Consider the following 22,960-nt stretch of genomic DNA (forward strand, 5'->3'; position numbering starts at 1 on the left):
AATCTATACAAAGAAAGCAGGTATGCGGAATGACCATTAGCCTTTCCAAAGGACAACGTATTGATCTGACCAAAACGAATCCTGGCTTGACTCGTGTCGTTGTAGGTCTTGGATGGGATACGAATAAATACAGTGGTGGCGCGGACTTTGACCTGGATGCTTCAGCTTTCCTACTTTATGAAGACGGCAAAGCCAAAGCTGCGGATGATTTTGTATTTTACAACAACCCGACAGGTGGAGCAGGATCGATTACCCATACAGGCGATAACCGCACAGGTGAGGGCGATGGGGATGACGAGCAAATCATCGTTGATTTCTCGAAGATTCCTGCGAACATCCATCGTATCGGGATCACGGTTACCATTTATGATTACGAGGCACGCGCGCAAAACTTTGGTCAAGTGTCCAATGCTTTTGTGCGTGTGGTAGATGCAGCAACGGATCGTGAAGTGCTGCGCTACGATTTGGGAGAAGATTTTTCCACCGAAACGGCCGTCGTATTCTGTGAATTTTACCGTCAGAATGCAGACTGGAAATTCCAGGCTATCGGTAGTGGCTTTGCTGGTGGATTGGGTGCGCTTGCTAAAAACTATGGCTTGGACGCTCAATAATATCCACTTGGGGTGGTGTCCATAGGGCGCTACCCTTTCTTTTTAAGCTATTACATTGAGCATTTTGCATAAATCCCAAGAGCATTTTCAAATCAGCAATATATAGATCGAAACGCTTTAGTTTGTCTTTATATTGTTCTTATGTGCGTTGGGAATCGAATGATCCAAAATGCTACATTAGCGTACGCTGACACATGACAAACCGACAGAAAGGTGACACAATCATGGCTGTTATCGTAGTAAAGGGACAGAAGGCGGATTTGACGAAAACAAATCCGGGCCTGACCCATGTCAACGTAGGGATTGGCTGGGAGTCCCCAGCGTCTCTGGAGCTGGATACTTCGGCATTTTTGCTAGGTCCTGGAGGAAAAGTATCGGGCGATGAGGATTTAATTTTTTATAACAATCCGACCACGCCCTTTATCACCTATTCAGACGGACAACAGTCCGGTGACAAAAAGCAATTTGCCCTTGATCTGACGCGAATTCCTGCAAACATCGAGAAGATTGCGTTTACGCTGACGATTTATGATGCGGATCAGAAACGGCAAAATTTTGGACAGGTTCAAGGTGGGTTCATTCGTTTTGCTCATCCGGTTAGTGGAGAGGTTTTGCGGTTTAATTTGGACAGTGGATTTACAGTGGAAACTGCGATTGTTATTGGTGAACTGTATCGTCATAACGGGGAATGGAAATTCAACGCGATTGGCGCAGGTTTTTCCGGTGGATTGGATGCGTTGTGCGTTAATTTTGGGATTGAAGTGGAAAATAATCCGGCTCCGCCCACGCCAGTGCCTACACCTCCGTCTCCAGCGCCTCGACCAGCACCAACGCCGCCACCAGTACCACCTGCTCCGAAGCCAGAGCCATCTGCAACACCGGTGAATCTGAATCTGCGGAAAATTGAGCTGAAGAAGAAGGGCGACACCATTAATCTGAAAAAGGGCTCAGGCGGATTGGGTGAAATCCTGATCAATCTGAACTGGAATCAGGTGCAGCAAAGCAAGGGATTTTTTAATCGCGGCTCCAAGGGTGTCGATCTGGATCTGGGCTGCTTATATGAGATGAAGAATGGAGATAAAGGCGTTGTACAGGCGCTCGGGGAAGTTTTCGGTTCTCTAAATCGCTTTCCGTACATTGCTCTGGATGGCGACGACCGAACAGGCTCTGTGAAAACAGGGGAAAATCTTCGCATCAACGGTGCTAAAATTTCTGAAATTAAGCGAATTTTGGTGTTTACCTTCATCTATGAAGGAGTCACGAACTGGTCACAAGCGGACGGGGTAGTCACGCTGTACCAGAAGGATGGGCCGGACATTATCGTTCACATGAATGAACATGACAATCGCAAAGGGATGTGTGCAATTGCCATGATCCAAAATGTAAACGATGAAACGTTTAGCATTGAAAGACTCGTGCAGTTCTATGGCGGTCATCGTGAGTTGGATCGGGCCTATAACTGGGGCATGCGCTGGTCGCAGGGTAGCAAATAAATTGAATTATCGGAGGCACTCTTTTCATGTTGAATGATTTGTTTAAAAATATCAGCGAAAACTACGGCCATTTCTTTTCATGGAGTGATGTTGTAGGTACGCTTACTGATCCAGTGAGTTGGGGGATTATAGGAACTCTCATTTTGCTGGAAGGACTTTTATCGGCGGATAACGCCTTGGTTCTCGCAGTTATGGTTAAACACTTACCTAAGGAACAACAGAAGAGAGCCTTATTTTACGGGATTTTGGGTGCGTATATATTCAGGTTCCTGGCTATCGGCTTGGGTACATTCCTGATTAAGTTCACCCTGATTAAGGTACTGGGTGCAGCTTATCTGCTCTATATCGCTTATAAGGGCTTATTCAAGTCCGAAGGTGATGGAGAAGTGAAAAACAAACCTACTTCTTTTTGGAAAACGGTATTAATGGTCGAACTGATGGATATTGCCTTCAGTATTGACAGCGTCATTGCAGCTTTCGGTGTGAGCGAGAAAGTATGGGTTCTGTTCCTGGGTGGTATTCTCGGCGTTCTGATGATGCGTGGCGTTGCTCAAGTGTTCCTCAAGCTCATTGATAAATTTCCGGAACTGGAACAGACAGCCTTTATTATGATCGCCATTATCGGGGGTAAAATGCTGGCTGCTGCTTTTGGCTTTCATATGTCGCAGATTTTATTTTTCGGCATTTTGATTGCTGTCTTTGTAGGCACAATGGTTATCAGCTCGGCGAAAAGAAAGAAAAAGGCCGACAAAGAGGCTTAATGTACAAAGTATAGCGAAATCCCTCCTGAAACTAAGGGGGGATTTCTTTTATACCCGGAGCACAGGGCTTCAGTCAGGCAAGAAAGAGCAAGAGGAGGGGAAGAGCCCTGAAATATTTTAATGATTTAACCTCTGAGGAAGTAGAAGCGATCTTTTATACTCCACCGTTGGAGTTTCATAACCGTTCTCCCAAAAGTATATTGGCTTATGCGATAGGAGCGGCTTTGTACATGCCAGCGACCCGCTCGGAAGTAGCGGAAGAGATCAAAAATGGAAAACATGAAGGGTTAACAACGGTCATTTTGGATTTGGAGGATGCGATAGGGGATCAGCAGGTCGGGCAGGCGGAACAATCGCTGGCGCAGCAGCTGTTTCAACTATTGTCTTATGTACGGACGGGGATGATGAGTGAACAGCAATTACCTTTGTTATTTGTGCGTGTGCGCTCTGTGGAGCAGTTGGAACGACTACTGAACGGTTTGGGTGAATCTTTGTCACTGCTCACGGGCTTTGTCTTACCCAAGTTCTCTTCTGATAATGGACGAGCGTATTTTGCACTCATTGCAGAATATAACCGGAGTATGCATACAGGGGCAGGAAACGAAAACAACATGCCTGTGCTGTACGGGCTACCGATTCTTGAAAGCTCCAAAATCATTTATCGGGAAACCCGCTGGAAAGAGCTATTGTCGATTAAAGAAATCTTAGACGAGTACCAGGAATATGTGTTGAATGTACGCATTGGAGCAACCGATTTTTCCAGTCTGTATGGCTTGAGACGCAGCCCGGATATTACGATTTATGAAATTGCCGTCATTCGGGATTGCATCGCAGATATTATTAACTTGTTTGGACGCGTGGGCTCAAATTACGTCATTTCCGGTCCTGTATGGGAATATTTCTCTCACCGAGAACGTGTCTTTAAACCTCAATTAAGAGTATCTCCTTTCGAAGATGCACTTGGGAAGCCGGGCCGACACTTGCGGATGGACTTCATCTCAGATGCCGTAGACGGACTGATCCGAGAAGTCATGATGGACAAAGAGAATGGGATTATCGGCAAAACGATTATTCATCCCTCCCATATTAAGCCGGTACAGGCCATGTATGCGGTGACACATGAAGAGTATATGGATGCACTTGAAATTGTTGAGCGTAACGACGGTAGTCTGGGTGTATTCAAAAGTACCTATGCCAACAAAATGAATGAAATTAAGCCGCATTTGAATTGGGCTCATCGAATTATCAATAGATCAAAAGTATACGGGGTGTTACATGAACAACAACATTTTGTCAGTCTCTTACCCAACCACGAAAACACATCTGCTGCCAATCCTGGAGCAGTTCAGCGTTAAAATTACGGAGACTCATAATCCATTCCGTCTTCCTGTGGACAAGCTGTTTGCGATGGCGGCACGGGTCAATAAAAAGCGTTCATTTTTATTTGTCAGCAAGGTGCTGGGCAAGCATATTCCGGTAAACCCATACACCTCTCTGCTCAGTGGTGCGGCGCTGGCGATCCTGCTATATAAGGAGCTTGTCCCACAAGCGGGACAACAGATGGATGAACTGATTGGAGAGGCCGTGAGAGGACTACTTAACCCAGACTATGCGAAAGAGGCCTATCGAAAGCTGATGGATGAGCGTTTAGCTTTTGCTTTTACGGAGCCGATCAAGTTTGTTGGTTTTGCCGAGACGGCTACAGCACTGGGACACAGTATGTATCGGTTGTTTGACGACGGTACCTCGTATATTCATACGACACGCGAGGATATCCCGGGCCTTCGGCCTATTATTCGGTTTGAAGAAGAGCATTCGCACGCTGTTGATCATCGTTGCTATGCACTGGATGAAGGTGCTTTTGCGGGTGATGGCCCGATTGTGCTGGTAGATGATGAAATTACGACGGGGAAAACAACGCTTAATATCATACGGGATATTCAGGAGCATTTTCCGCGTAAACAGTATGTGATTGCTTCGTTATTGGATTGGCGGACAGACAGCGACGAGCAGGCTTTCGCTGATCTGGAGGTAGAGCTAGGCATTACGATTACGCCTTTAAGCTTGCTCAAAGGAAAGATTGAGGTACAGGGAGTACCAATACTGGATCACGCAGAATATGCTGGACAGGCTGGGAACCCAGAACATGCAGCCACTAGCATGGCAGAGGTTAATAAAGATGCTTCTGGAATAATTGACCACCGTTTTGAACAGGAGGCTTCCGGTTTTGAGCGGGTAGTACACAGCTCCATGTCAACGGACGGGTACACCAATACAGCTCCTTATCTAAAATATACAGGCCGTTTTGGTCTACAATCCATTGACAATTCAGCGTTGGATGCAGAAATCACGCGTACAGCCGAACGACTGAAGCAACTTCGTTCTGGGCAACGCACGCTGGTTATGGGCACGGGAGAATTCATGTACATTCCAATGCGGATTGCAGCAGAGTTAGGCCCGGATGTGTATTTTCAATCGACGACACGCAGCCCGGTATATCCCCACCGAGAAGAAGGGTATGGAGTCGCTTGTGGTGTGACATATCCATCGCCTGAGGACAGTACGATACGCAATTTTATTTATAATGTAGACCCTGGTCAGTATGACGAAATATTCGTTTTGATGGAAAGGGAGTCGGACCTAGAGCGGATGAACCCCATGCTGGAGGCTTTGAACCGTCTGGGCTGCGATAAAGTGCATGTCGTTTATTTTAACGGTTTAACTAGACAGGAGAGTAAAGGAGCGCGGATATGAAGCAAGCACTCATGGAGCAAATACAACAGAAGAACATTCATCCGCCCAAACCTCTAGGCAGTTATCCTGCCTCGGATGTCACATTTTTATTGAAGGATTTGAGTAGGGTTACGTTGGAAAAAGGGACGGAGGATCGTGAAGAGGCGATTCAGTCGGGCGTCCATTATTCAGAAATGCTGCCAGTGGAATACGAGCCCACCGCAGAGTATATTGCATTGTTTCACGAAACGCTTGCCCAATCTGCCCAAAAGGTTGCATTAGCGGCAGCTTCTGTGGCTGAGATGATTGTGAGAAAAAGAGGCTTAAATACGGCGATTGTTTCTCTGGCTAGAGCAGGGACGCCCATTGGTATCCTGATCAAGCGTTATATTGACTGGAAGTATAGCGTATCCTTGCCGCATTACAGCATTTCTATTATTCGTGGCAAAGGCATTGACCGGAATGCGATATTATACATTTTACAGCAGCATGGGCTGGGGATTGAACTTCAGTTTGTCGATGGCTGGACGGGGAAAGGGGCAATTCGCCAGGTATTGATTGAGGCCTGCCGTGAGATGAATGCGGATTACGGGTTGCGCCTAAATGATGATCTGGCGGTGCTGGCCGATCCGGGCAGATGTTCAGAAACCTTTGGTACACGAGAAGATTATTTGATTCCAAGTGCTTGTCTGAATTCGACTGTATCAGGTTTAATGAGTCGGACGGTATTACGCGACGATCTCATAGGCCCTGACGATTTCCATGGGGCCAAATTTTATGAATCCTGGCGGTCAGTGGATCAGTCCAATACGTTTGTGGATACGGTATCCGGGTATTTTCAAGACGTGGCTGAAGCGGCCGTTGCATATGCTGAACTAATGACATTGAATCCGCCTGCGGTGACATGGCAGGGCTTACGGGATATTGAGGCGATTCAGCAGGCATTTGGCATTCGGGATATCAATCTGGTCAAGCCCGGAGTGGGGGAGACGACTCGTGTACTGCTGCGCAGAGTGCCGTGGAAAATTCTGATTGATCGCGAAGATAATCCGAATCTCCAGCATATTATGCTGCTGGCAAAGGATCGTGGAGTGCCCGTAGAGGTATTTGAAGGATTGACTTATTCCTGCTGCGGAATTATCAAGCCGCTCAAGGGGGGACAAGAATGATCTACGCAAGTGATCTGGATCAGACACTGATTTACTCCAAACGTTCGCTTGGCGTACCGCTGGAGTCCCCTGGTCTGTTGCCTGCGGAACAGATAAACGGGGCGACATCGGCTTTTATTTCTGAACAAGCCCTGCAATGGCTAAAGATACTGCCTGAAGATGTGATGTTTATGCCCGTGACGACTCGGACGATGGAACAGTATCGACGAATCACCGTGTTTCAGACGGAGTTGGTTCCCGCATATGCCGTGACGAGTAATGGCGGAAACATCATCGTTGGAGGCGAGGTGGATCGAGAGTGGAATCGACGTATTCATGAACAAGTGCGCCGTGATGGTGCTCACGCGGAAGAAGCACGTCAGGTGTTCGGGCAGGTGCTGCATGAAGATTGGGTGGTAAACGAACGCTTTTGCGACGAGTTATTCTATGCTTTCATGATTGAACGGGATCGTATGCCGCTGGAACAGGTGCTGGAGAAGGCGCGAATCATGCGTGAAATGGGCTGGGAGGTATCCATTCAAGGTCGTAAGGTGTATTTGGTACCTGCAGCCGTGAATAAACAGGCAGCCGTGGAGCATATCCGTAACCTCACGAATGGAGGGACCGTGGTTGCGTCCGGTGACTCTTTGCTAGACCGTTGTCTGCTGGACTATGCCGATTATGCGATTGCTCCGCGTCATGGTGAATTGTATCGGGAACAACTGCGGGATAAGCTGGAGGTCAATTATCGTTTTACAGAAGTGTCGGGGGTTTATGCAGCGAACGAAATCATGGCGTATGTTCATGAAATACACCGGAGTGTGTTCGCAGCTCAAACTTCATTTTCAGAATAGATAGGGGACGTGGCTCTGTGAAGAAGGTTAAAGTGTATTTTAACCGCTGGTTTTCAGTGGCGTATCATTATATGAATGCTATTCGTAACAATGAGGACGGTATTCCGTTCGAGATCTATGCGACGCACTCTGATCCGCAGCATATGGCGTTACAGGCCAGTGATGTAGCTGAAGTAGAGCCTCGCACCAGTGGTGTGGAGTACGCACGGTTTTGCGCTGATTTTTGCAGGCGGCACGGAATTGATGTCTTTATCCCACGGTGGAATATGCTCGATATTAGCAAGCATCTTTATTTGTTCGATGATATTGGGACAAAAGTGATGGTATGCCAAGATACCGAACTGCTGGAGCAACTGATGGAAAAGGATCTGTTTTATGAATCCATCCGTCAAAAGGACATTGTCACGATTCCCGATTATGCCATTGCCAGCAATGCCGAGCAGTTTAAACAGGCTTATGAGTCGTTAATAGCACTTGGGCATAAGGTATGCTTTAAGCCATGTAATGCAGAAGGCGGAATGGGCTTTCGTATCATCGACAATGAACGTAATCCGCTGGACGAACTGTTCGGACATGCGCTGAATCATATTTCGTTTGAGGAAGCACACCGCGTATTGTCATCCACAGAATCATTTCCCAATCTGATGGTGATGGAGTTGCTGGAGGGATACGAATACAGTATTGACTGCCTGGCTGACCGGAACGGAAAGCTGCTAGCGGCAGTTCCGCGTAGGAAGGCAGGAGGACGATTACGGCTGCTGGAGCAGCATCCCGAGCTGTTGGAGGTGGCACAGAAGGTCGCTGAGGCGTATCATATTCCGTACAATTATAATATTCAGGTAAAATATAACGGCGAGCATGCCAAGCTGCTAGAGATCAATCCGCGGATGTCCGGAGGACTTCATGTATCGTGTTTGTCAGGTATCAACTTTCCTTATCTAGCGGTGAAATCGGCCTTGGGTCATGAGATCGGTTCACTTCATCCGCAATACGACATTTTAGCCAGTCATATCGAGCAGCCAATCACCATACGTAAATCCGTACATTGACACACACAAATATTGTTTTCTACAATATGGTAAGGGTTTACGTCAGGAGGTACAAGCTATGACGTCAAAAATGTGGGGTGCCACGATTGCTGTGGTTAGCTACCTGATTGCGCTTTTACTAAGTTTTTGGTTGCCATTGTTTGTGTGTTTGGCGATTCCGATCCTTGGTTTGGGAGGATACAGCGCCCTCATGGCTGTTCGCCATCCTCGCCCCAATCTGACCGGTTCCGTGATTCCGGTGGTGCAGGAGCAGGTCGGTGAGACACAGCAGCATGAAAAGGAAGCTGCCGTTCGACCGGAGTCTATGACAGGACAAGTACGTCAACCAGATCAGGTGAGCAGTGAATTTGCTCAGGTGATGGAGTATTTGGAGGTACTGGAGGATATGGTGATCTCCGAGGGACAGAAGGATGCGCTTGATAACGAGATTGTCGAGAAGGCGCTGGCTCTATTTGCACGTTTGCAGCGGGTCATTCCGCTTTTGCATGAACTGAACAACAGCGAAGTGAATCATACGGTTCGGAGATTGATTTTGAAGGATTTGAATGGGCTAATTAATCCGTTTCTTCGGCTCAGCGGCGATGCGAAGCGGACCAACCGGAGGACGTTGTTAAACGGATTACGGGATGTGGATAGTAAAATATCAGTAATTGTATCCACGGTGGAGCATAAGGATCTGATGGAATTACAGAGCAAAGCGGAGCTTATTCACCAGCGTTATAGCAGTTCCGAATTGTAGGCGATTTGTAAGAAAATAAAAAAGTAGCAAATTAGCTGCTCTGAAAAACAACGATTATACTTGGGAACAGTTGTTTTTTAGAATAGGAGGTAGCGTATGGCGACCCCATGGGCTGAGTTGAAAAAAGAAGATGAACAGAAGGTGACTGAGGAGGCTTCACAGCTGATTCAGAAGGTATCACAAAGCGATGTCATGAGCTTGGATACCTTAATGGATGATATCGGTAAGTTGGGGGTTAAAACGCAGGAACGTGCGGGGCAGACCCTTAAAATGCTGGATCGTCCGGTAAACGACCTCATGTCCGGTGATCGGGCTGAGGTATCCAATATGATCTTAAAGCTGCGTGATGAATGTGAAACGCTCCAGCAGAGCAAAAATGTGAGTTTTTTTGGCAAGCTTCTGCGTAAAAGCCCGTTAAAAAACTACATTTACAAGTATCAGTCGGTGAAGACGAACATCGAGAAAATCATTACTGCCTTGAGAGATGGTAAGGATAATCTGGAAGAAAACATCGTCAGCATGAGACAGTTGAAGAAAGCCTCCATTGAAGAAATCTACAATTTACAGACGAAGATCGCCTTTGGTAATCGCCTGAAAGAACTGTTTGAGACCGAGATTGCCAAGCCGGAAAATGAAAACCGCAAGCCTCATCTGGAGCGGGGATTGCGCAAGGTGGTTACTCGTACGCAGTCTATGACCGAAATGATTTTGTTATACAATCAGGCGATTGCGGCAACGGATATTATTAATGATAACAATGATAAACTGATTGATTCTGTAAATAATGCGATTGATAAAACATCGAATCTGATCACTGTATCGGCTATGATCGCGATGGCGCTGGCGGATCAGGACAAAATCATTTCAGCCGTCGATGCGACCAACCGTACCATTGAAGATCAATTCAAGGAAAATGCGAAGCTTCTCAAAACGACGACCGAGAGAACGACAGATCTGCTTAGCAAGCCTTCTATGTCACTGGAGGCTGTGAATCAGGCGATTGGTGATTTGGTATCTGCTTTGGATCTGTCTGAAAAATCAAACCGTCGGATTATTGAAAGCTGCCATGATTATACAAGTAAAATGACAGCAATCAATGCCAACCTTAGCCAACGTTTGGGGATCGAAGGGAAAGAACCTTCCAAACCGCTGAAGGATAGTAATTCTTCTGAGGGTCTTAGCTCGTTTTTGAACTGATGACAATGTAGAATAATAGACCAATCTATGAAAAAGACGCCGGGATGACTCCGAAGGGCGTCTTTTTTTGGTTTGCCAGCAGCTAATAAAGGACATGATGAACATACATAGCATTCTCGTGCATAAACTCTTAAAAAGCGAATGACAAAAGGAGAGAGCGAGCGTATGATGTCTTTTATTTTGGGCTGTGTCATTGTCTATTTACTTGTGGCTGCCAGTAGCGAAAAAGCAGATTCAATTGTGGAGTTAAATGATTCTGTGAAATAAAATTTTTTATTGAAAATCATGCATTTTCTGATAGGATAGAGTTAAATATTGGAATCCAAAAGGAGAATGCATGCTGGAATTTTCATTTGAAATCATCGACGAATCGAAAATTAACATTGTATATCAGTATGGAAGCAGCAGCTTCAATTTTAATTTATTTTTTAACTACGGTGTGTGGACGCTGCATCCTTTTGACGGGATTCTACTGCAGAACAAGGAAATGTGCCGTCTGATCGTTACGGATCTGTTTAAGAACAAAGATTTTCATGTCATGCTGGCACGCGAAAATATTTTATTATCAACCCTGCGTACCTCTATTGATCTCAATCCCGAAACTCGGGGAGATCGATATCAGGAACAGGAATTTGATGAACTGTCTGATTTTGCCGAGACACACAGCTTTGAAGAGGTACTGCAAATCGAGCAGGATTCCGTCCGCGAACGTATGGACTTTTTCCAAAACATCATTCAAAAAATGTATATGGAAGGATTCGGCCCCGAAGACAATGATTTTAACAAGGTACAAGCTATTCTTCGAATCTATAAGGCTGCACATGACCAACTCGGAGAATTAAGCGACTTTCCCCTGAGAGGCGACGAACGACGCAGATGGTAGAGTAGACGTACTAGACGTACAAACGCAAACATCATAGAGGAGCGTGGGGAACATGAGCAGTATTTCTTTACTTAAAAAGAATGCGCAACTGGTACTGACTAAAAAGAATCTAACGAATGTGACTGCGAGAGTTGGATTGGTGCTCGATATTTCAGGATCTATGAGAAGTTTGTACAAAAATGGTACCGTTCAAAAGGTGTTGGAACGAATTGTTGCAGTAGCGAGTGCTTTGGATGATGATGGTGTACTGGACGTATGGGTGTATGATCACCGTTTTTCACGGTTACCTTCCGTTACCGAAAATGATGTTGACAACTATGTTGAAAGACATATTCTGTCCAATGATTATTTGCCCAAGTTCGGTCGTAATGATGAGCCGCCTGTGATGCGCGATGTCATCGCCAAATACACCAAGGAAGAACCCTCTTCTGATCCGGCCTTTGTTATTTTTATTAATGATGGCGGTGTGAAGCGTGGAAAAGGAGACAACATCGACAACGCGGTCATTGATTCGTCAGGAGAGCCGATTTTCTGGCAATTTATAGGTGTGGGTGAGTCCGATTTTGGTGTATTAAAGAAGCTCGACAACATACAAGGCCGTGTGGTAGATAACGCTAATTTTTTTCAAATACAAGATATCGAATCTATGGAAGATAATGAATTGTACGAACTATTGCTTAACGAGTTCCCGTCATGGTTGCAAGAAGCGAAAGAAAAGCATATTTATTAAGGATACTAAGTGTTGTAATATGCGATCCTACAAAGCTTCATATAAAAAATACAAAAAGAGAGAGTTCCGCTAGCAATGCGAAACTCTCTCTTTCTTTACACACCTCTAAAACGTATAGAAGCTCTACGGCGGTTGCCAGCGGAGCGGGCAGAATTGTTCTGAAGAAGCGAAGCGTTCGCCTTTATCCCCGGATTTTACCCTTACAGGTTCTATTCAATAGAAATCCGGGGATAACAGCGATCGGAAGAACAATCTGCACGCGCAGCGCCCACCAACCGACCAAAGGCTTCTAATCGTTTTAACCTAACTCATCCCTATTAATATCATCGAGCAAAGGATAAGCCCTGCTCCGCACCCCGAAGTATATACCTTGAGGTGGCGGAACATGGATGTTTTCCAGGCTGACAAAGATTCATCGGAACGCAAACGCTCATTTTCCTCTCGTAATGCCTTGGATTGACGAATGAATAACTGTCCGATGTCGGCAAATCCCCGCAGGAAGAGGGTTAGAAAACCGCTTTGCAGAACGTGGAAGATTGCACCGATCACCAAGCCCAGCAACCCCAACAGGAATAACAGATTTGCAGTAGCCATGTGTTCACGACCATACAAGAGATGGGGGATGGCGTACAGAAATCCTAAAGTACCGACAATCAGGGCAGTGAGTCCGAAACGTAAAATCATTATTTTTCGACCCGCTTCGCAAAGCGCAGGTCTGGGTTCGAACGAGCATCAAATACGATACCTTGAATCTTAGGACTGATTAATGCAGTGTCCGCAGAGAACTGGATCGGAATAATCGGCAGATCTTCCATCAATACATCTTCTGCCTGATGGAGCTGTTCAAAGCGTTTTGCCGGATCAAGCTCAAAGGTTGAGGATTCGATCAGTTTGTCATACTCCGGGTTGCTCCAGTTGGTAAAGTTGTTCGAATTTTTGGAAGTGTAATGCCCCAATACGCCAAGTGGATCCAGGAAGTTTCCTTCCCAGCCCATACGGGCGATCTGGAAGTTCTTCTGTTTAAAGGTATCAATGTACGTTTTCCATTCCTGATTCTCCAGCGTCACTGCAACGCCCAGGTTCGTTTTCAGCATTTCCTGAATCGCTTCAGCTACTTTTTTATGCTTGTCCGAAGTGTTGTATTTGAAGGTGATCGGTGGCAGCTTGGTCAAACCTTCTTCTTTCAGACCTTCGGCCAGCAATTGTTTCGCTTTTGCAGCGTCAAACTCATAGTATTTTTTCGGTGCTTCATCACGGAAGTCTTTGCCGGATGGCGTTGTTGTTCCGTATGGAACATAACCGTAAGCCGGAGTTTCGCCACCTTTGGTTACGCTGGTAGCCAGTGCTTCGCGGTCAATCGCGTAGGCGATGGCCTGTCTGATTTTTTTATTGTCAAACGGCTTTTGTTTTACGTTAAAAGAATAGGTGTACACACTGAAAGATGGATGCGACAGGAATTCCTTGTTGCTCTTTTCCTGATCCAGTGTATCCACGGGAAGGCTCAAAATCAGATCCAGATCGCCCGTTTTATACATTTGATAATAAGTTGTGGAGTCTTGAACCATTTTAAAATTAATCGTTGCCATCGTAATAGCATCTTTGTTCCAGAATTGATCGTTTTTAGCCAGCGTAATTTGCTCGTTATGTTTCCATTCCTTGGCTACATACGCACCGTTGCCGACCATTGTGCCCGCTTCAGCTGCCCATTTGTCATTTTTCTCAACAACCGATTGGTTTACTGGCAGATAGGCATGACCCACTGCAATCGTTGGGAAGAAGCTCAGCGGTGATTTCAGCTCAACTACAAGAGTTTTATCATCTTTGGCTGTAACACCCACGTCTTCAATTTTACCTTTGCCTGTGTTGTACGCTTCGGCACCTTTGATGTAGTAGAGGGCAGAAGGATCGTAGGCAGCTGTTTTTGGATTCAGTACCCGTTTCCAGGAGTATTCAAAATCCTTAGCTGTCAGCGTGTCACCATTTGACCATTTTGCACCGTCACGGATCGTAAAGGTGTAGGTTTTGCCGTCAGGAGATACGTCTACTTTGCTGGCAGCGCCTTCTACGATTTTACCGGCCTTATCGTATGTATACAGCCCTTCGTACAAGTTATCAATCACAAAGTAGGACGTTGTATCTGATGCGAAAGCAGGGTCTAGCGTATAAGGCTCTCCACCTGCCAGATTGGCAGTAATTTCTTGCGGGATATCTGCTTGAGGCGCAGCGGACGGGGCGTTGCTTGCTGTTTTGTCCGTAGTACCAGAGCATCCAGCCAAAGCCATTACGGCCAAAAGTAAGATGATCGTCATCCAATGCATTTTTTTCATCGTGGTTTTCCTCCATTACTGTGATTAGTTATGCCAAAAATAAGGTACACCGTACCGGGATTTATTCATCCTCCTTTCCCGCAGGTATGCCGCGTGTGCGCACTTCGATAAAGGAACTGCCGTTTTTCCTGCGGTTAGGCGAGAAGCTGCGGATCATGGTGACACCCCTCCTTGTCCAATTTGGATCTCTCTGTTGTTAATGTTGTGAGCGCGGGTCAAGTGCATCCTGAAGCCCATCTCCAAGTGTATTGAACGCCAGCATGGTGAGCGATATCATCAGCCCGGGGAAGAATAGGCGCCACCATTGACCGCTTAAAATAACGCCAAGTGAATCGTTAGCCATCGTCCCCCAGCTGGCCGAAGGAGACTGAATCCCCAGACCGAGAAAGCTCAGGAACGATTCGGCAAAAATAGCCGACGGAATAGTGAACGTCAAATTTACAATAATGATTGCCGCTGCGTTCGGTAGCAAATGTCTGAAGATAATACGTGAATGAGATGTCCCCAAGCTGCGGGCTGCTAACACATATTCTTGCTGCTTCAGCTGTAAGATTTGCCCACGCACTACACGGGCCATACCGACCCAGCCAGTAATAGATAATGCAATAATCATCGTGAGTAGGCCTGGCTTCATAATGACGAGCAGCAGAATGATGACCAGCAGATAAGGAATACTATACAAAATTTCAATAATACGCATGAGAATGCTGTCGATCCGGTCGCCCGTTTTACCGTGCCCAGCACAATAGCCAGCAACACAGCCGACGAGAATGCCAAGCACCAAATCAATGGCGGCAGCGGCAAAGCCGATCATGAGTGAAATTCTAGCACCGGCCCATGTCCGTGCCCATACGTCCCTCCCCAGATCATCCGTGCCAAACCAGTGCTCTCCCGAAGGAGAAAGATTCGTCTTCAAAAGGGATTGATCACTGGGTGCATAAGGAACCATGGAAGGTCCAATAATTGCCAGCACAATAATAATAATAAGTAGAGAAAGCCCCAACAGAGCAAGCTTGTTGTTAAAAAGTCTGCGTAGCCGATCTCGCCAGGGTGATTCTTTGGGTCTGGTCAACGTGGGGGTGGGGATCTGGCTGCGGTCTACAAGACTAAACAGGCTGTCCTTTTCGACAGTAGGTGCTGCTTTCATGTTAATCTCCTTTGCTGTCTAATTTGATTCGCGGATCGACAAGGCGATAGGATATATCAATTAAAAATAAAGTAACGACCAGAATGGCACTGTAGAAAATGGTCGTCCCCATAATCACTGGATAATCCCGATTAAAGATACTATCTACGAAGTATTTACCGATGCCGGGAATGGCGAATATTTTTTCGACGACAAAGGTACCTGTAATGACGGAAGCGAATAGCGGTCCGATAAAGGAAAGCACCGGAATCAATGCATTACGTAATCCGTGACGAAGAACTACTGCCCAAGAGGACAACCCTTTTGCTTTGGCAGTGCGTATGTACTCCTCATGCATAACTTCCAGCATGCTTGTCCGCATAAAGCGGGCGATAACGGCAAGAGGTGAAACAGCGAGAGCCAGCGACGGGAGCACCGTATGCTGCCAGGTTCCCCATGAGGCGACCGGAAGCAGATGCCATTGGACGGCAACATACTTGATTAACAGCGGTGCCAATATGAAGCTGGGTACGGAAATACCAACAATCGCGATAAACATCGAGATATAATCCAGTGGTCGATTATGGTGTAGAGCAGCCAGTGTTCCGAGCGAAATACCGGCAATAATCGCGACCACGATGGATTGAATACCCAGCAATGCAGAAGGTGGAAAACCTCGGGCAATGAGCATATTGACGTCCGTCGTTTTCGATTGAATAGACGGGCCCATGTCCAGCACTAGCAGATTTTTGAGATACAACACATACTGCACAGCGAGCGGCTTGTCCAGATTGTACCTGGCACGCATGTTTTGCAATACCGCTTCCGGAATGGTTTTGGAATCGTTCGAGAACGGATCACCCGGAATGATGTGCATGATGATAAACGTTAAAGTGACGATAATCCACAACGTAATGAACATCGTAAAGAGACGTTTTAAAATGTACATGGGGCTTTATTTCTCCTGTCTATCAAGCTGATTTACATACTACGGCTGCTGAAATTTTAAAATAAATAAAAGTATATAAGAATACTAGGAAATGATAAGACGGTTTAGGTGACATGTCAAGGTAAGGTTTTACATTATAGAACACAGGTCAAATTTTCGTCACAGGTTTTCCATTTATATAAGGCTAAGATTCCGCTTATTCCTCTCGACGAGTATCCTGCGGTATGTTATGATGATACTCTGATAACGTGTTAACGAACTAAAGCGTTTGCCACCTGTCCTTGGATACGGGGGTCACCATTGTTGGAGGGGAATAAGATGAGAAAAGCAGCCATGTTTACGATGTTGATTGGATTGATGATGATCGTGTTGGCCGGATGTTCCGGCGGTAAGGATGACAGTAAATTGATTATTGGAATTGATGATAAATTCGCCCCGATGGGCTTTAGAGATGAAAATAACGAGCTGACCGGCTTTGATATTGATTATGCAAAAGCGGCCGGGGAACAAATGGGTAAACAGGTGGAATTTCAGCCGATTGACTGGTCTGCCAAAGAATCCGAGCTGAACAGCGGACGTATTGATCTCATTTGGAATGGATACACCATTACGGATGAGCGTAAGGAAAAAGTGCTGTTCACGAAGCCATATCTGAAAAACAGTCAGGTGATTGTCATTCCGGCTACTTCCAGTCTTTCCAAGCTGGCTGATCTGACGGGCAAAACGGTCGGACTCCAGACGCTGTCTTCAGCAGCCGATGCATTGGATGCGAATCCGATCAAAAGTAAATTGAAGCCTGTGTCCGAGTACCCGGATAATGTTCTGGCTTTGACGGACTTGAAAACCGGACGTCTGGATGCGGTTGTCATTGATGAGGTCGTAGCCAAGTATTATATGTCGAAGGAACAAGGGACGTATAAGCTGCTTGATGAATCATTGGCCCCTGAGGAATACGGCATCGGTGTGAAAAAAGGAAATGAAGAGTTGTTGATGCAGCTGCAATCCGCTTTGGATGAGCTGCACAAGAACGGAAAAGCTGCTGAAATTTCGAAAAAGTGGTTTGGTGAAGATAAAGTATTAAATTAATACGTAGTGTATTGAACTAAGGGTTTAGGAGTCGAAGGTCATGAGTATGGAATATATTTTGCGAATTATGAAGCCTATGCTTGAAGGGGCACAGATGACGGTTATTTTATTTTTCATCACGCTCATCTTGTCTATTCCATTGGGTTTTATCGTTACGTTGCTGGCCAAAAGCCGAATTAAGCCAATCGCCTGGCTGATGCATACGTACATTTATGTTATACGCGGTACGCCGCTATTGCTGCAATTATTGTTCTTTTGTTTTGGTCTGCCGATGTTGCCTGTCATTGGGGAGTATCTGGTATTGGACCGGACAACGGCTGCGGTACTGGCGTTTGTACTGAATTATGCGGCTTATTTTGCAGAAATTTTTAGAGGCGGAATGTTGTCGATTGATAAAGGGCAATACGAGGCTTCGCAAGTGCTGGGCTTGAGCAAGTCGCAGACGCTGATTAGAGTCATTGTGCCGCAAATGGTACGGATCGCTTTGCCTGCGGTAACCAATGAAGCGACAACACTGGTAAAAGATACGGCACTACTGTATGCAGTAGCGGTACCGGAACTGCTGCATTTTGCCAATACGGCTGTAAACCGTGATTTCTCGATTGTACCTTATGTTGTAGCGGCGGTTATTTATTTGTTGTTAGCTTTGGTGCTGACGCTATTCTTCAGGGCGCTGGAAAAACGTTTTAAATTCGAGTAAAAGGAATGTCGGGATATGAATACTAATGCAATAGAAGTAACCGATTTGAAAAAATCGTTCGGCAAGCTCGACGTTCTGAAAAGAGTGAGCTTTAACGTTAAAGCGGGCGAGGTTGTAGCCGTCATCGGTCCTTCAGGTTCAGGAAAAAGTACCATGCTCCGTAGTTTGGTACACCTGGAAGATGTGACGGGCGGGACGATCCGCATTCATGATAAAGCACTGGTGGAAAACGGTCAGTACGCTCCGGCAGGTGACATTAAAGGCATTACCACCGGTATGGGCATGGTGTTTCAGCATTTTAATCTGTTCCCTCACTTGACGGTGCAGGATAATCTGGAGCTGGCTCCGAAGCTGGTGAAGAAGGTGAGCAAGGCTGAGCTACGTCGCCAAAGCGCTGAGTTGCTGGCTAAAGTCGGTTTGGCAGATAAAGCAGATGCGTATCCATCCCGACTGTCGGGAGGGCAGAAGCAGCGCGTGGCGATTGCCCGGGCAATGATGATGAACCCTGATATTTTACTGTTTGATGAGCCGACCTCGGCCCTTGATCCCGAGCTGACGGGTGAGGTGCTGCGAGTTATCAAAAAGCTGGCTGAGGAACATATGACGATGGTCATCGTGACCCACGAGATGAACTTTGCGAGAGATGTGGCGGATCGTGTCATTTTTATGGATAATGGCGAAATTGCAGAATCCGGTACACCAGAGCAGATTTTTGGCAATCCTCAGCTGGAGCGGACGAAGGTGTTTTTGAATCGGGTGGGGGATTAAAAATATAGTTGCTTGTTAGAGTGTGTGTCGGTGAGCAATATGTTTTTAAGCAGGAAGTATGAGGGAAGAATAAAAGCAAGGGAGATGGCAAACGCCATCTCCTTTTTGTAGTTATAGAGTATGCGAACTGTGTAACCACATTTGGGCAATATGTAGATTGAGGTTCGTATACAGATTATTATTTTTAATCTTTACATACCTACCGAAGGTATGTAGAATGAAAGATACCTACCGAAGGTAGGTTTTAAATGATGAGAGGATGAGTCGACCATGAATAAAACTCGCAACGAAATCATCTTTACGCTAATCATCAATCTTGTATTGCCTTATTTGGCTTATCGCCTGCTAATTCCGTATACGAGCAGTGTGGTGGCTCTGTCTTTTGCTGCTCTTGTACCACTATGCGACTCACTCTACAATCTTATAAGGACGCGCAAAGCAGATGTGTTCTCTGGCTTTATCTTTCTTGGTCTGATTCTGGGCGTGGTGGCCGTTCTCTTGGGCGGTGACGAACGCTTCATTTTGCTACGGGAGTCTTATGTAACCGGTATTATGGGGTTGGTGTTTCTAGGCTCGCTGCTCTTTGGTCGACCATTAATTTATTATTTTGCGGAAAGATTCACAGGTCATAATCCTCAGATAAACGATAAATGGGAGAAGCTTCCACGCTATCGCTTTAACTTCCGCCTGATAACGGCGGTGTGGGGACTCAGCCTGCTGCTGGAAGCCTTCATCAAAGTAGTGCTGGTATATTTGCTGACCATACCGACCTTTCTGGTCGTATCGTCGTTCTTCACCTACGGGCTTATTGGTTTGACGATCTGGTGGAATATAGGTTTCATTAAACGAATAAAAAGACAGACAAACGGGAGGTAAAAGATTATGCAAGATAAAGCGATGAACGACAGTCTAAAAAAGCTGCTTGAGATTGCCGAAAAGATGATTATGGAGAAAGGCTGTCGGGCGACGACACTACAGGATATTGCGGATCGCAGCGGACTGACTAAAGGAGCCATTTACCATTATGTCAAAAGCAAAGATGAATTGTTCGGTATGATTCTGGAGGCGGGAATGGAGAAAACCAATCAGCGCTTTTTTGAATCTGTCGCCCGGACTCCCGCAGGACCAGAAGGAATCAAATCCCCGCTTAACACCTTAACTGAACGGCTTCGTAACATCGGTAGTGGGGACAGCGCTGCCAGCCTGATTTTTATTTATCTACTCAGCCAACAGGATAAGCCCGCCGTGGCTGGCATTCTGAAACGTTATCATGAAGCATCTATCCTCACTGCCAAAACGTGGATCGAAGTCGGACAGCAGAATGGAGCTATCCCTGTTTCAATCGATGCGGACAGGACAGCTCGGATGTTCACCGTGTTCAAGAACGGACTGCAAGTTCAGCATAACATAGTGACCGATGGCGATAAAATCAACGAACTGGAAATTTACGAGTTCTTGATGAATGCGCTGGGCGCAGGAAGAGGCTAGGCAGCCCCTCCATTCGTCTGAAATTCTCTTAAAGTATTCCATTCGTTCAGCTATCCCTGGATTTTACCTTTAAGTTTATATTCTACTGAGGAGAAATCTAGGGATAACAGCGATCGGAAGAACAATCTGCATGCGTAGCGGGCTCACCACCATAACTCCTCCATTATCTATCTATTAGGATCAACAATTTCTTTGTCCTCGCTAAATACTTCAATCATCGTTAATGCCCCCGCCCGGTACCCGTGAATGAATGCTGCTGCGGAGTGCAGGGAAGTTGACTCGCTTAATAAATCAAACATGACTTCAATTGATTCAAACTCGACTGCTGGTAATTTGCTTTTCAACATCTCCATGAGATCACTAATTTTTTGATTCACTTTTTGAGATTCAGGGTCGGTTGAATGTATCTGTTCACTAGGACGCCATTTCCCATAATACATATCCTCTAAAATCATTTTTTATCAAACCTCCTATGAAAAGTTAAGTGTTTGTCCTCACGTGAATCGAGATTTCCCATTATGCACTGCTAATCACCCAAGCACATTTTACTGTATGTGATGGATGCATATTGATATTTATGCGTTATTTGCATAAATTTTTTTTAGTATATAAGCTGAGTTAAAAATGTACATGAGATGCCACTAGGCTGTCGGGTGGTGCTTCCCATCGCTGAAATACTGGAATTATTTTATAAAATTCAAAGAGAGCTAAACATAATAGAGTTAAAGCTTTAATTTGCTAGGTTTATATGCAAACGCTATTATTCTATAATTTCACTCAGAAAGGAGGTTAAAGTAAAAAAATACGGAATATGGAACGTATAGGTAATATACTGCAAAGAGAATCAACCAAGCAAGTGTATGGGACAAACACAAAATTTTAGGAGGTAGAGTATGTTTAATTTTAGTAAGAAAATGATGACGGTAGTTCTTGCAGCTTCCATGAGTTTTGGATTATTTGCAACAACCTCAAGTGCAGCGACAGACTATTGGCAAAATTGGACCGATGGCGGTGGGACGGTCAATGCTGTTAATGGATCAGGCGGTAATTACAGCGTAACATGGAAGGATACCGGGAATTTTGTTGTCGGCAAAGGCTGGACTACTGGATCGCCAAACAGAACGATCAACTACAATGCCGGTGTCTGGGCGCCGTCCGGTAATGGATATTTGGCTCTCTACGGGTGGACGAGAAACTCACTCATCGAATATTACGTCGTTGATAGCTGGGGTACTTATCGACCTACCGGAACGTATAAAGGTACGGTGACCAGTGATGGGGGCACATATGATATCTACACAACAATGCGATACGACGCACCTTCCATTGAAGGCGAAAAAACGACGTTTATTCAGTACTGGAGTGTTCGACAGTCGAAGAGACCGACCGGGGGCAACTCCACAATCACTTTCAGCAACCACGTGAAAGCATGGGCGAGCAAAGGAATGAATCTGGGAAGTAACTGGTCTTACCAGGTGTTGGCGACAGAGGGGTATCAGAGTAGCGGGAGCTCTAACGTAACGGTGTGGTAACCACTCAACTGCAAGCTGTTCAACGAACAGGCGCGATTGGGACTGTCTCACGGGATAAGCGGGTTTTGAGAGCTGTCTGATAGATAGGGTTTAAATGAATCGATCATGGAGGACTCACCGAGCCCTAAGTATTGTAGACAGGCCGATGACCGTTCCCCTCCAGTCTATCCGTCAGTGCGGATGCGTTGAAGGCCGTTTCCTGCCAGGCGAACGGCCTTCGACGCTGCTGGAGGCGAGTTGCAGGCCATCACGGCCTACTATTTTTCCTATCAGCTTAAAGGAGATCTATCCATGAGAAAGCTATTAATGTTTATTTTAATAGCAACAATAAGAATGATAACGATAATATAAAATGGACAGTAACGATCAACGAGGGAGCTAACGGTTACCGATTGCCTACAGAAGTGGAGTGGGAATATGCTGCAGGCGGAGGTCAGGCGAGCAAGGGCTACACATACAGTGGAAGCAATAATGCCGACGAGGTCGCATGGTATTGGAAAAACGCCGGAGACAAATACTTATCTGGAGACTGGAACTGGCCTATCATAGAGAGCAACTATAATAAAACAAAATCGATCGGTACCCGGAAACCCAACGAGTTAGGAATTTACGATATGTCCGGCAACGTCAGCAACAACGAGATATCTTTCCGAGGTAAGTTCGATGCGAATGGCTTTGGTCCCGATCAAGGGTTTCGTATAGCTCGTAGAGAATAGTCGGAACAAGGCACAACAAATGAAGGTTAAACTAACGGGCAGTTTAGGTTAATACAGTTCTACCCCACCG

General features: G+C 45.8%; 23 protein-coding genes and 1 pseudogene. 19 read left to right on the forward strand and 5 right to left on the reverse strand.

The genetic code is table 11. From position 1 onward, the window contains the following. Window positions 1-29 precede the first annotated feature (29 nt). The 12 genes from JOD82_RS23330 to JOD82_RS23385 all read left to right on the forward strand — a co-directional run bounded on the left by JOD82_RS23330 (window position 30) and on the right by JOD82_RS23385 (window position 12,198). Entirely contained in the window at window positions 30-611 is a 582-nt protein-coding gene (locus JOD82_RS23330) for a TerD family protein (protein WP_069012934.1), read from the forward strand. A 224-nt stretch (window positions 612-835) separates the two neighbouring features. Next, the gene (locus JOD82_RS23335) at window positions 836-2,104 is read left to right on the forward strand and encodes a TerD family protein (protein WP_029517566.1); all 1,269 of its coding nucleotides are present in this window, start codon (window positions 836-838) and stop codon (window positions 2,102-2,104) included. Window positions 2,105-2,130: 26 nt separating this feature from the next. Then, window positions 2,131-2,865, forward strand: a complete 735-nt coding sequence (locus JOD82_RS23340) for a TerC family protein (protein ID WP_029517565.1) — start codon at window positions 2,131-2,133, stop codon at window positions 2,863-2,865. A 167-nt stretch (window positions 2,866-3,032) separates the two neighbouring features. Then, window positions 3,033-4,220 (forward strand): HpcH/HpaI aldolase/citrate lyase family protein, encoded by a 1,188-nt coding sequence (locus tag JOD82_RS23345; RefSeq protein WP_029517564.1) that lies wholly within the window; start codon window positions 3,033-3,035, stop codon window positions 4,218-4,220. Window positions 4,221-4,272: 52 nt separating this feature from the next. After that, window positions 4,273-5,619, forward strand: a complete 1,347-nt coding sequence (locus JOD82_RS23350; protein WP_029517563.1) for a phosphoribosyltransferase family protein — start codon at window positions 4,273-4,275, stop codon at window positions 5,617-5,619. Further along, complete coding sequence (locus JOD82_RS23355) at window positions 5,616-6,767, forward strand: cysteine protease StiP family protein (RefSeq protein ID WP_029517562.1); 1,152 nt, start codon at window positions 5,616-5,618, stop codon at window positions 6,765-6,767. The genes JOD82_RS23350 and JOD82_RS23355 overlap by 4 nt, the downstream gene beginning before the upstream one ends. Beyond that, a complete protein-coding gene (locus JOD82_RS23360; protein WP_209950006.1) occupies window positions 6,764-7,600 on the forward strand; it encodes an HAD family hydrolase in 837 nt (278 codons plus the stop codon). The genes JOD82_RS23355 and JOD82_RS23360 overlap by 4 nt, the downstream gene beginning before the upstream one ends. Before the next feature lie 17 nt (window positions 7,601-7,617). Then, entirely contained in the window at window positions 7,618-8,649 is a 1,032-nt protein-coding gene (locus JOD82_RS23365) for an ATP-grasp domain-containing protein (protein WP_029517560.1), read from the forward strand. 58 nt (window positions 8,650-8,707) lie between these two features. Continuing rightward, the gene (locus JOD82_RS23370) at window positions 8,708-9,388 is read left to right on the forward strand and encodes a hypothetical protein (protein WP_209950007.1); all 681 of its coding nucleotides are present in this window, start codon (window positions 8,708-8,710) and stop codon (window positions 9,386-9,388) included. A 96-nt stretch (window positions 9,389-9,484) separates the two neighbouring features. Further along, entirely contained in the window at window positions 9,485-10,585 is a 1,101-nt protein-coding gene (locus tag JOD82_RS23375) for a toxic anion resistance protein (RefSeq protein ID WP_039272510.1), read from the forward strand. A 337-nt stretch (window positions 10,586-10,922) separates the two neighbouring features. Next, a complete protein-coding gene (locus JOD82_RS23380) occupies window positions 10,923-11,468 on the forward strand; it encodes a hypothetical protein (protein WP_029517557.1) in 546 nt (181 codons plus the stop codon). A gap of 52 nt (window positions 11,469-11,520) precedes the next feature. After that, window positions 11,521-12,198 carry a vWA domain-containing protein gene (locus JOD82_RS23385; RefSeq protein ID WP_029517556.1) on the forward strand — a complete coding sequence of 226 codons (678 nt, stop codon included), beginning with the start codon at window positions 11,521-11,523 and terminating at the stop codon, window positions 12,196-12,198. A 303-nt stretch (window positions 12,199-12,501) separates the two neighbouring features. On the opposite strand, the gene JOD82_RS23390 is transcribed toward JOD82_RS23385, so the two are convergent. From JOD82_RS23390 to JOD82_RS23405, 4 genes are all read right to left on the reverse strand, one after another. Then, on the reverse strand, window positions 12,502-12,882 hold the full coding sequence (locus JOD82_RS23390) for a DUF3899 domain-containing protein (protein ID WP_209950008.1): 381 nt from the start codon (window positions 12,880-12,882) through the stop codon (window positions 12,502-12,504). Then, complete coding sequence (locus JOD82_RS23395) at window positions 12,882-14,525, reverse strand: peptide ABC transporter substrate-binding protein (RefSeq protein ID WP_209950009.1); 1,644 nt, start codon at window positions 14,523-14,525, stop codon at window positions 12,882-12,884. Before JOD82_RS23395 ends, JOD82_RS23390 begins: the two co-directional genes overlap by 1 nt. Window positions 14,526-14,721: 196 nt before the next feature. Beyond that, window positions 14,722-15,672: an ABC transporter permease gene (locus JOD82_RS23400; RefSeq protein WP_023987209.1), complete on the reverse strand. Its 951-nt coding sequence runs from the start codon at window positions 15,670-15,672 to the stop codon at window positions 14,722-14,724. 1 nt (window position 15,673) lies between these two features. After that, window positions 15,674-16,600, reverse strand: coding sequence for an ABC transporter permease (locus JOD82_RS23405; protein ID WP_165179391.1), 927 nt, complete (start codon window positions 16,598-16,600; stop codon window positions 15,674-15,676). A 318-nt stretch (window positions 16,601-16,918) separates the two neighbouring features. Between JOD82_RS23405 and JOD82_RS23410 the strand changes: the two genes are divergently transcribed. The 5 genes from JOD82_RS23410 (at window position 16,919) to JOD82_RS23430 (ending at window position 20,642) form a co-directional block, all read left to right on the forward strand. After that, window positions 16,919-17,686, forward strand: coding sequence for an amino acid ABC transporter substrate-binding protein (locus tag JOD82_RS23410; RefSeq protein ID WP_209950010.1), 768 nt, complete (start codon window positions 16,919-16,921; stop codon window positions 17,684-17,686). Window positions 17,687-17,726: 40 nt separating this feature from the next. Next, window positions 17,727-18,386, forward strand: coding sequence for an amino acid ABC transporter permease (locus JOD82_RS23415; protein ID WP_023987212.1), 660 nt, complete (start codon window positions 17,727-17,729; stop codon window positions 18,384-18,386). Window positions 18,387-18,401: 15 nt separating this feature from the next. Next, window positions 18,402-19,154, forward strand: coding sequence for an amino acid ABC transporter ATP-binding protein (locus JOD82_RS23420; RefSeq protein WP_023987213.1), 753 nt, complete (start codon window positions 18,402-18,404; stop codon window positions 19,152-19,154). Window positions 19,155-19,424: 270 nt separating this feature from the next. Further along, window positions 19,425-20,030, forward strand: coding sequence for a VC0807 family protein (locus JOD82_RS23425; RefSeq protein ID WP_209950011.1), 606 nt, complete (start codon window positions 19,425-19,427; stop codon window positions 20,028-20,030). Window positions 20,031-20,036: 6 nt separating this feature from the next. Beyond that, the gene (locus JOD82_RS23430; RefSeq protein ID WP_069291221.1) at window positions 20,037-20,642 is read left to right on the forward strand and encodes a TetR/AcrR family transcriptional regulator; all 606 of its coding nucleotides are present in this window, start codon (window positions 20,037-20,039) and stop codon (window positions 20,640-20,642) included. Window positions 20,643-20,809: 167 nt separating this feature from the next. Here the strand turns inward: JOD82_RS23430 and JOD82_RS23435 are convergent, their stop codons facing one another. Next, on the reverse strand, window positions 20,810-21,097 hold the full coding sequence (locus JOD82_RS23435) for a DUF6809 family protein (RefSeq protein WP_209950012.1): 288 nt from the start codon (window positions 21,095-21,097) through the stop codon (window positions 20,810-20,812). A 438-nt stretch (window positions 21,098-21,535) separates the two neighbouring features. Between JOD82_RS23435 and JOD82_RS23440 the strand changes: the two genes are divergently transcribed. Together JOD82_RS23440 and JOD82_RS23445 are read left to right on the forward strand one after the other, a co-directional pair. Then, window positions 21,536-22,174 carry a glycoside hydrolase family 11 protein gene (locus JOD82_RS23440; protein WP_061831741.1) on the forward strand — a complete coding sequence of 213 codons (639 nt, stop codon included), beginning with the start codon at window positions 21,536-21,538 and terminating at the stop codon, window positions 22,172-22,174. A gap of 281 nt (window positions 22,175-22,455) precedes the next feature. Further along, window positions 22,456-22,890: pseudogene (locus JOD82_RS23445) on the forward strand (SUMF1/EgtB/PvdO family nonheme iron enzyme); the annotation flags it as partial. Between the last annotated feature and the right edge of the window lie 70 nt (window positions 22,891-22,960).

It is taken from the genome of Paenibacillus sp. 1182 (genome assembly GCF_017833915.1).
GTDB classification, from domain to species: Bacteria; Bacillota; Bacilli; order Paenibacillales; family Paenibacillaceae; genus Paenibacillus; species Paenibacillus polymyxa_D.

Coding starts and splice junctions, on each gene's coding strand:
- JOD82_RS23330 (WP_069012934.1), top strand. CDS start 30: ATGACCATTAGCCTTTCCAAAGGACAACGTATTGATCTGACCAAAACG.
- JOD82_RS23335 (WP_029517566.1), top strand. CDS start 836: ATGGCTGTTATCGTAGTAAAGGGACAGAAGGCGGATTTGACGAAAACA.
- JOD82_RS23340 (WP_029517565.1), top strand. CDS start 2,131: ATGTTGAATGATTTGTTTAAAAATATCAGCGAAAACTACGGCCATTTC.
- JOD82_RS23350 (WP_029517563.1), top strand. CDS start 4,273: ATGGCGGCACGGGTCAATAAAAAGCGTTCATTTTTATTTGTCAGCAAG.
- JOD82_RS23355 (WP_029517562.1), top strand. CDS start 5,616: ATGAAGCAAGCACTCATGGAGCAAATACAACAGAAGAACATTCATCCG.
- JOD82_RS23360 (WP_209950006.1), top strand. CDS start 6,764: ATGATCTACGCAAGTGATCTGGATCAGACACTGATTTACTCCAAACGT.
- JOD82_RS23370 (WP_209950007.1), top strand. CDS start 8,708: ATGACGTCAAAAATGTGGGGTGCCACGATTGCTGTGGTTAGCTACCTG.
- JOD82_RS23375 (WP_039272510.1), top strand. CDS start 9,485: ATGGCGACCCCATGGGCTGAGTTGAAAAAAGAAGATGAACAGAAGGTG.
- JOD82_RS23380 (WP_029517557.1), top strand. CDS start 10,923: ATGCTGGAATTTTCATTTGAAATCATCGACGAATCGAAAATTAACATT.
- JOD82_RS23385 (WP_029517556.1), top strand. CDS start 11,521: ATGAGCAGTATTTCTTTACTTAAAAAGAATGCGCAACTGGTACTGACT.
- JOD82_RS23390 (WP_209950008.1), bottom strand. CDS start 12,882: ATGATTTTACGTTTCGGACTCACTGCCCTGATTGTCGGTACTTTAGGA.
- JOD82_RS23395 (WP_209950009.1), bottom strand. CDS start 14,525: ATGAAAAAAATGCATTGGATGACGATCATCTTACTTTTGGCCGTAATG.
- JOD82_RS23400 (WP_023987209.1), bottom strand. CDS start 15,672: ATGAAAGCAGCACCTACTGTCGAAAAGGACAGCCTGTTTAGTCTTGTA.
- JOD82_RS23405 (WP_165179391.1), bottom strand. CDS start 16,600: ATGTACATTTTAAAACGTCTCTTTACGATGTTCATTACGTTGTGGATT.
- JOD82_RS23410 (WP_209950010.1), top strand. CDS start 16,919: ATGAGAAAAGCAGCCATGTTTACGATGTTGATTGGATTGATGATGATC.
- JOD82_RS23415 (WP_023987212.1), top strand. CDS start 17,727: ATGAGTATGGAATATATTTTGCGAATTATGAAGCCTATGCTTGAAGGG.
- JOD82_RS23420 (WP_023987213.1), top strand. CDS start 18,402: ATGAATACTAATGCAATAGAAGTAACCGATTTGAAAAAATCGTTCGGC.
- JOD82_RS23425 (WP_209950011.1), top strand. CDS start 19,425: ATGAATAAAACTCGCAACGAAATCATCTTTACGCTAATCATCAATCTT.
- JOD82_RS23430 (WP_069291221.1), top strand. CDS start 20,037: ATGCAAGATAAAGCGATGAACGACAGTCTAAAAAAGCTGCTTGAGATT.
- JOD82_RS23435 (WP_209950012.1), bottom strand. CDS start 21,097: ATGATTTTAGAGGATATGTATTATGGGAAATGGCGTCCTAGTGAACAG.
- JOD82_RS23440 (WP_061831741.1), top strand. CDS start 21,536: ATGTTTAATTTTAGTAAGAAAATGATGACGGTAGTTCTTGCAGCTTCC.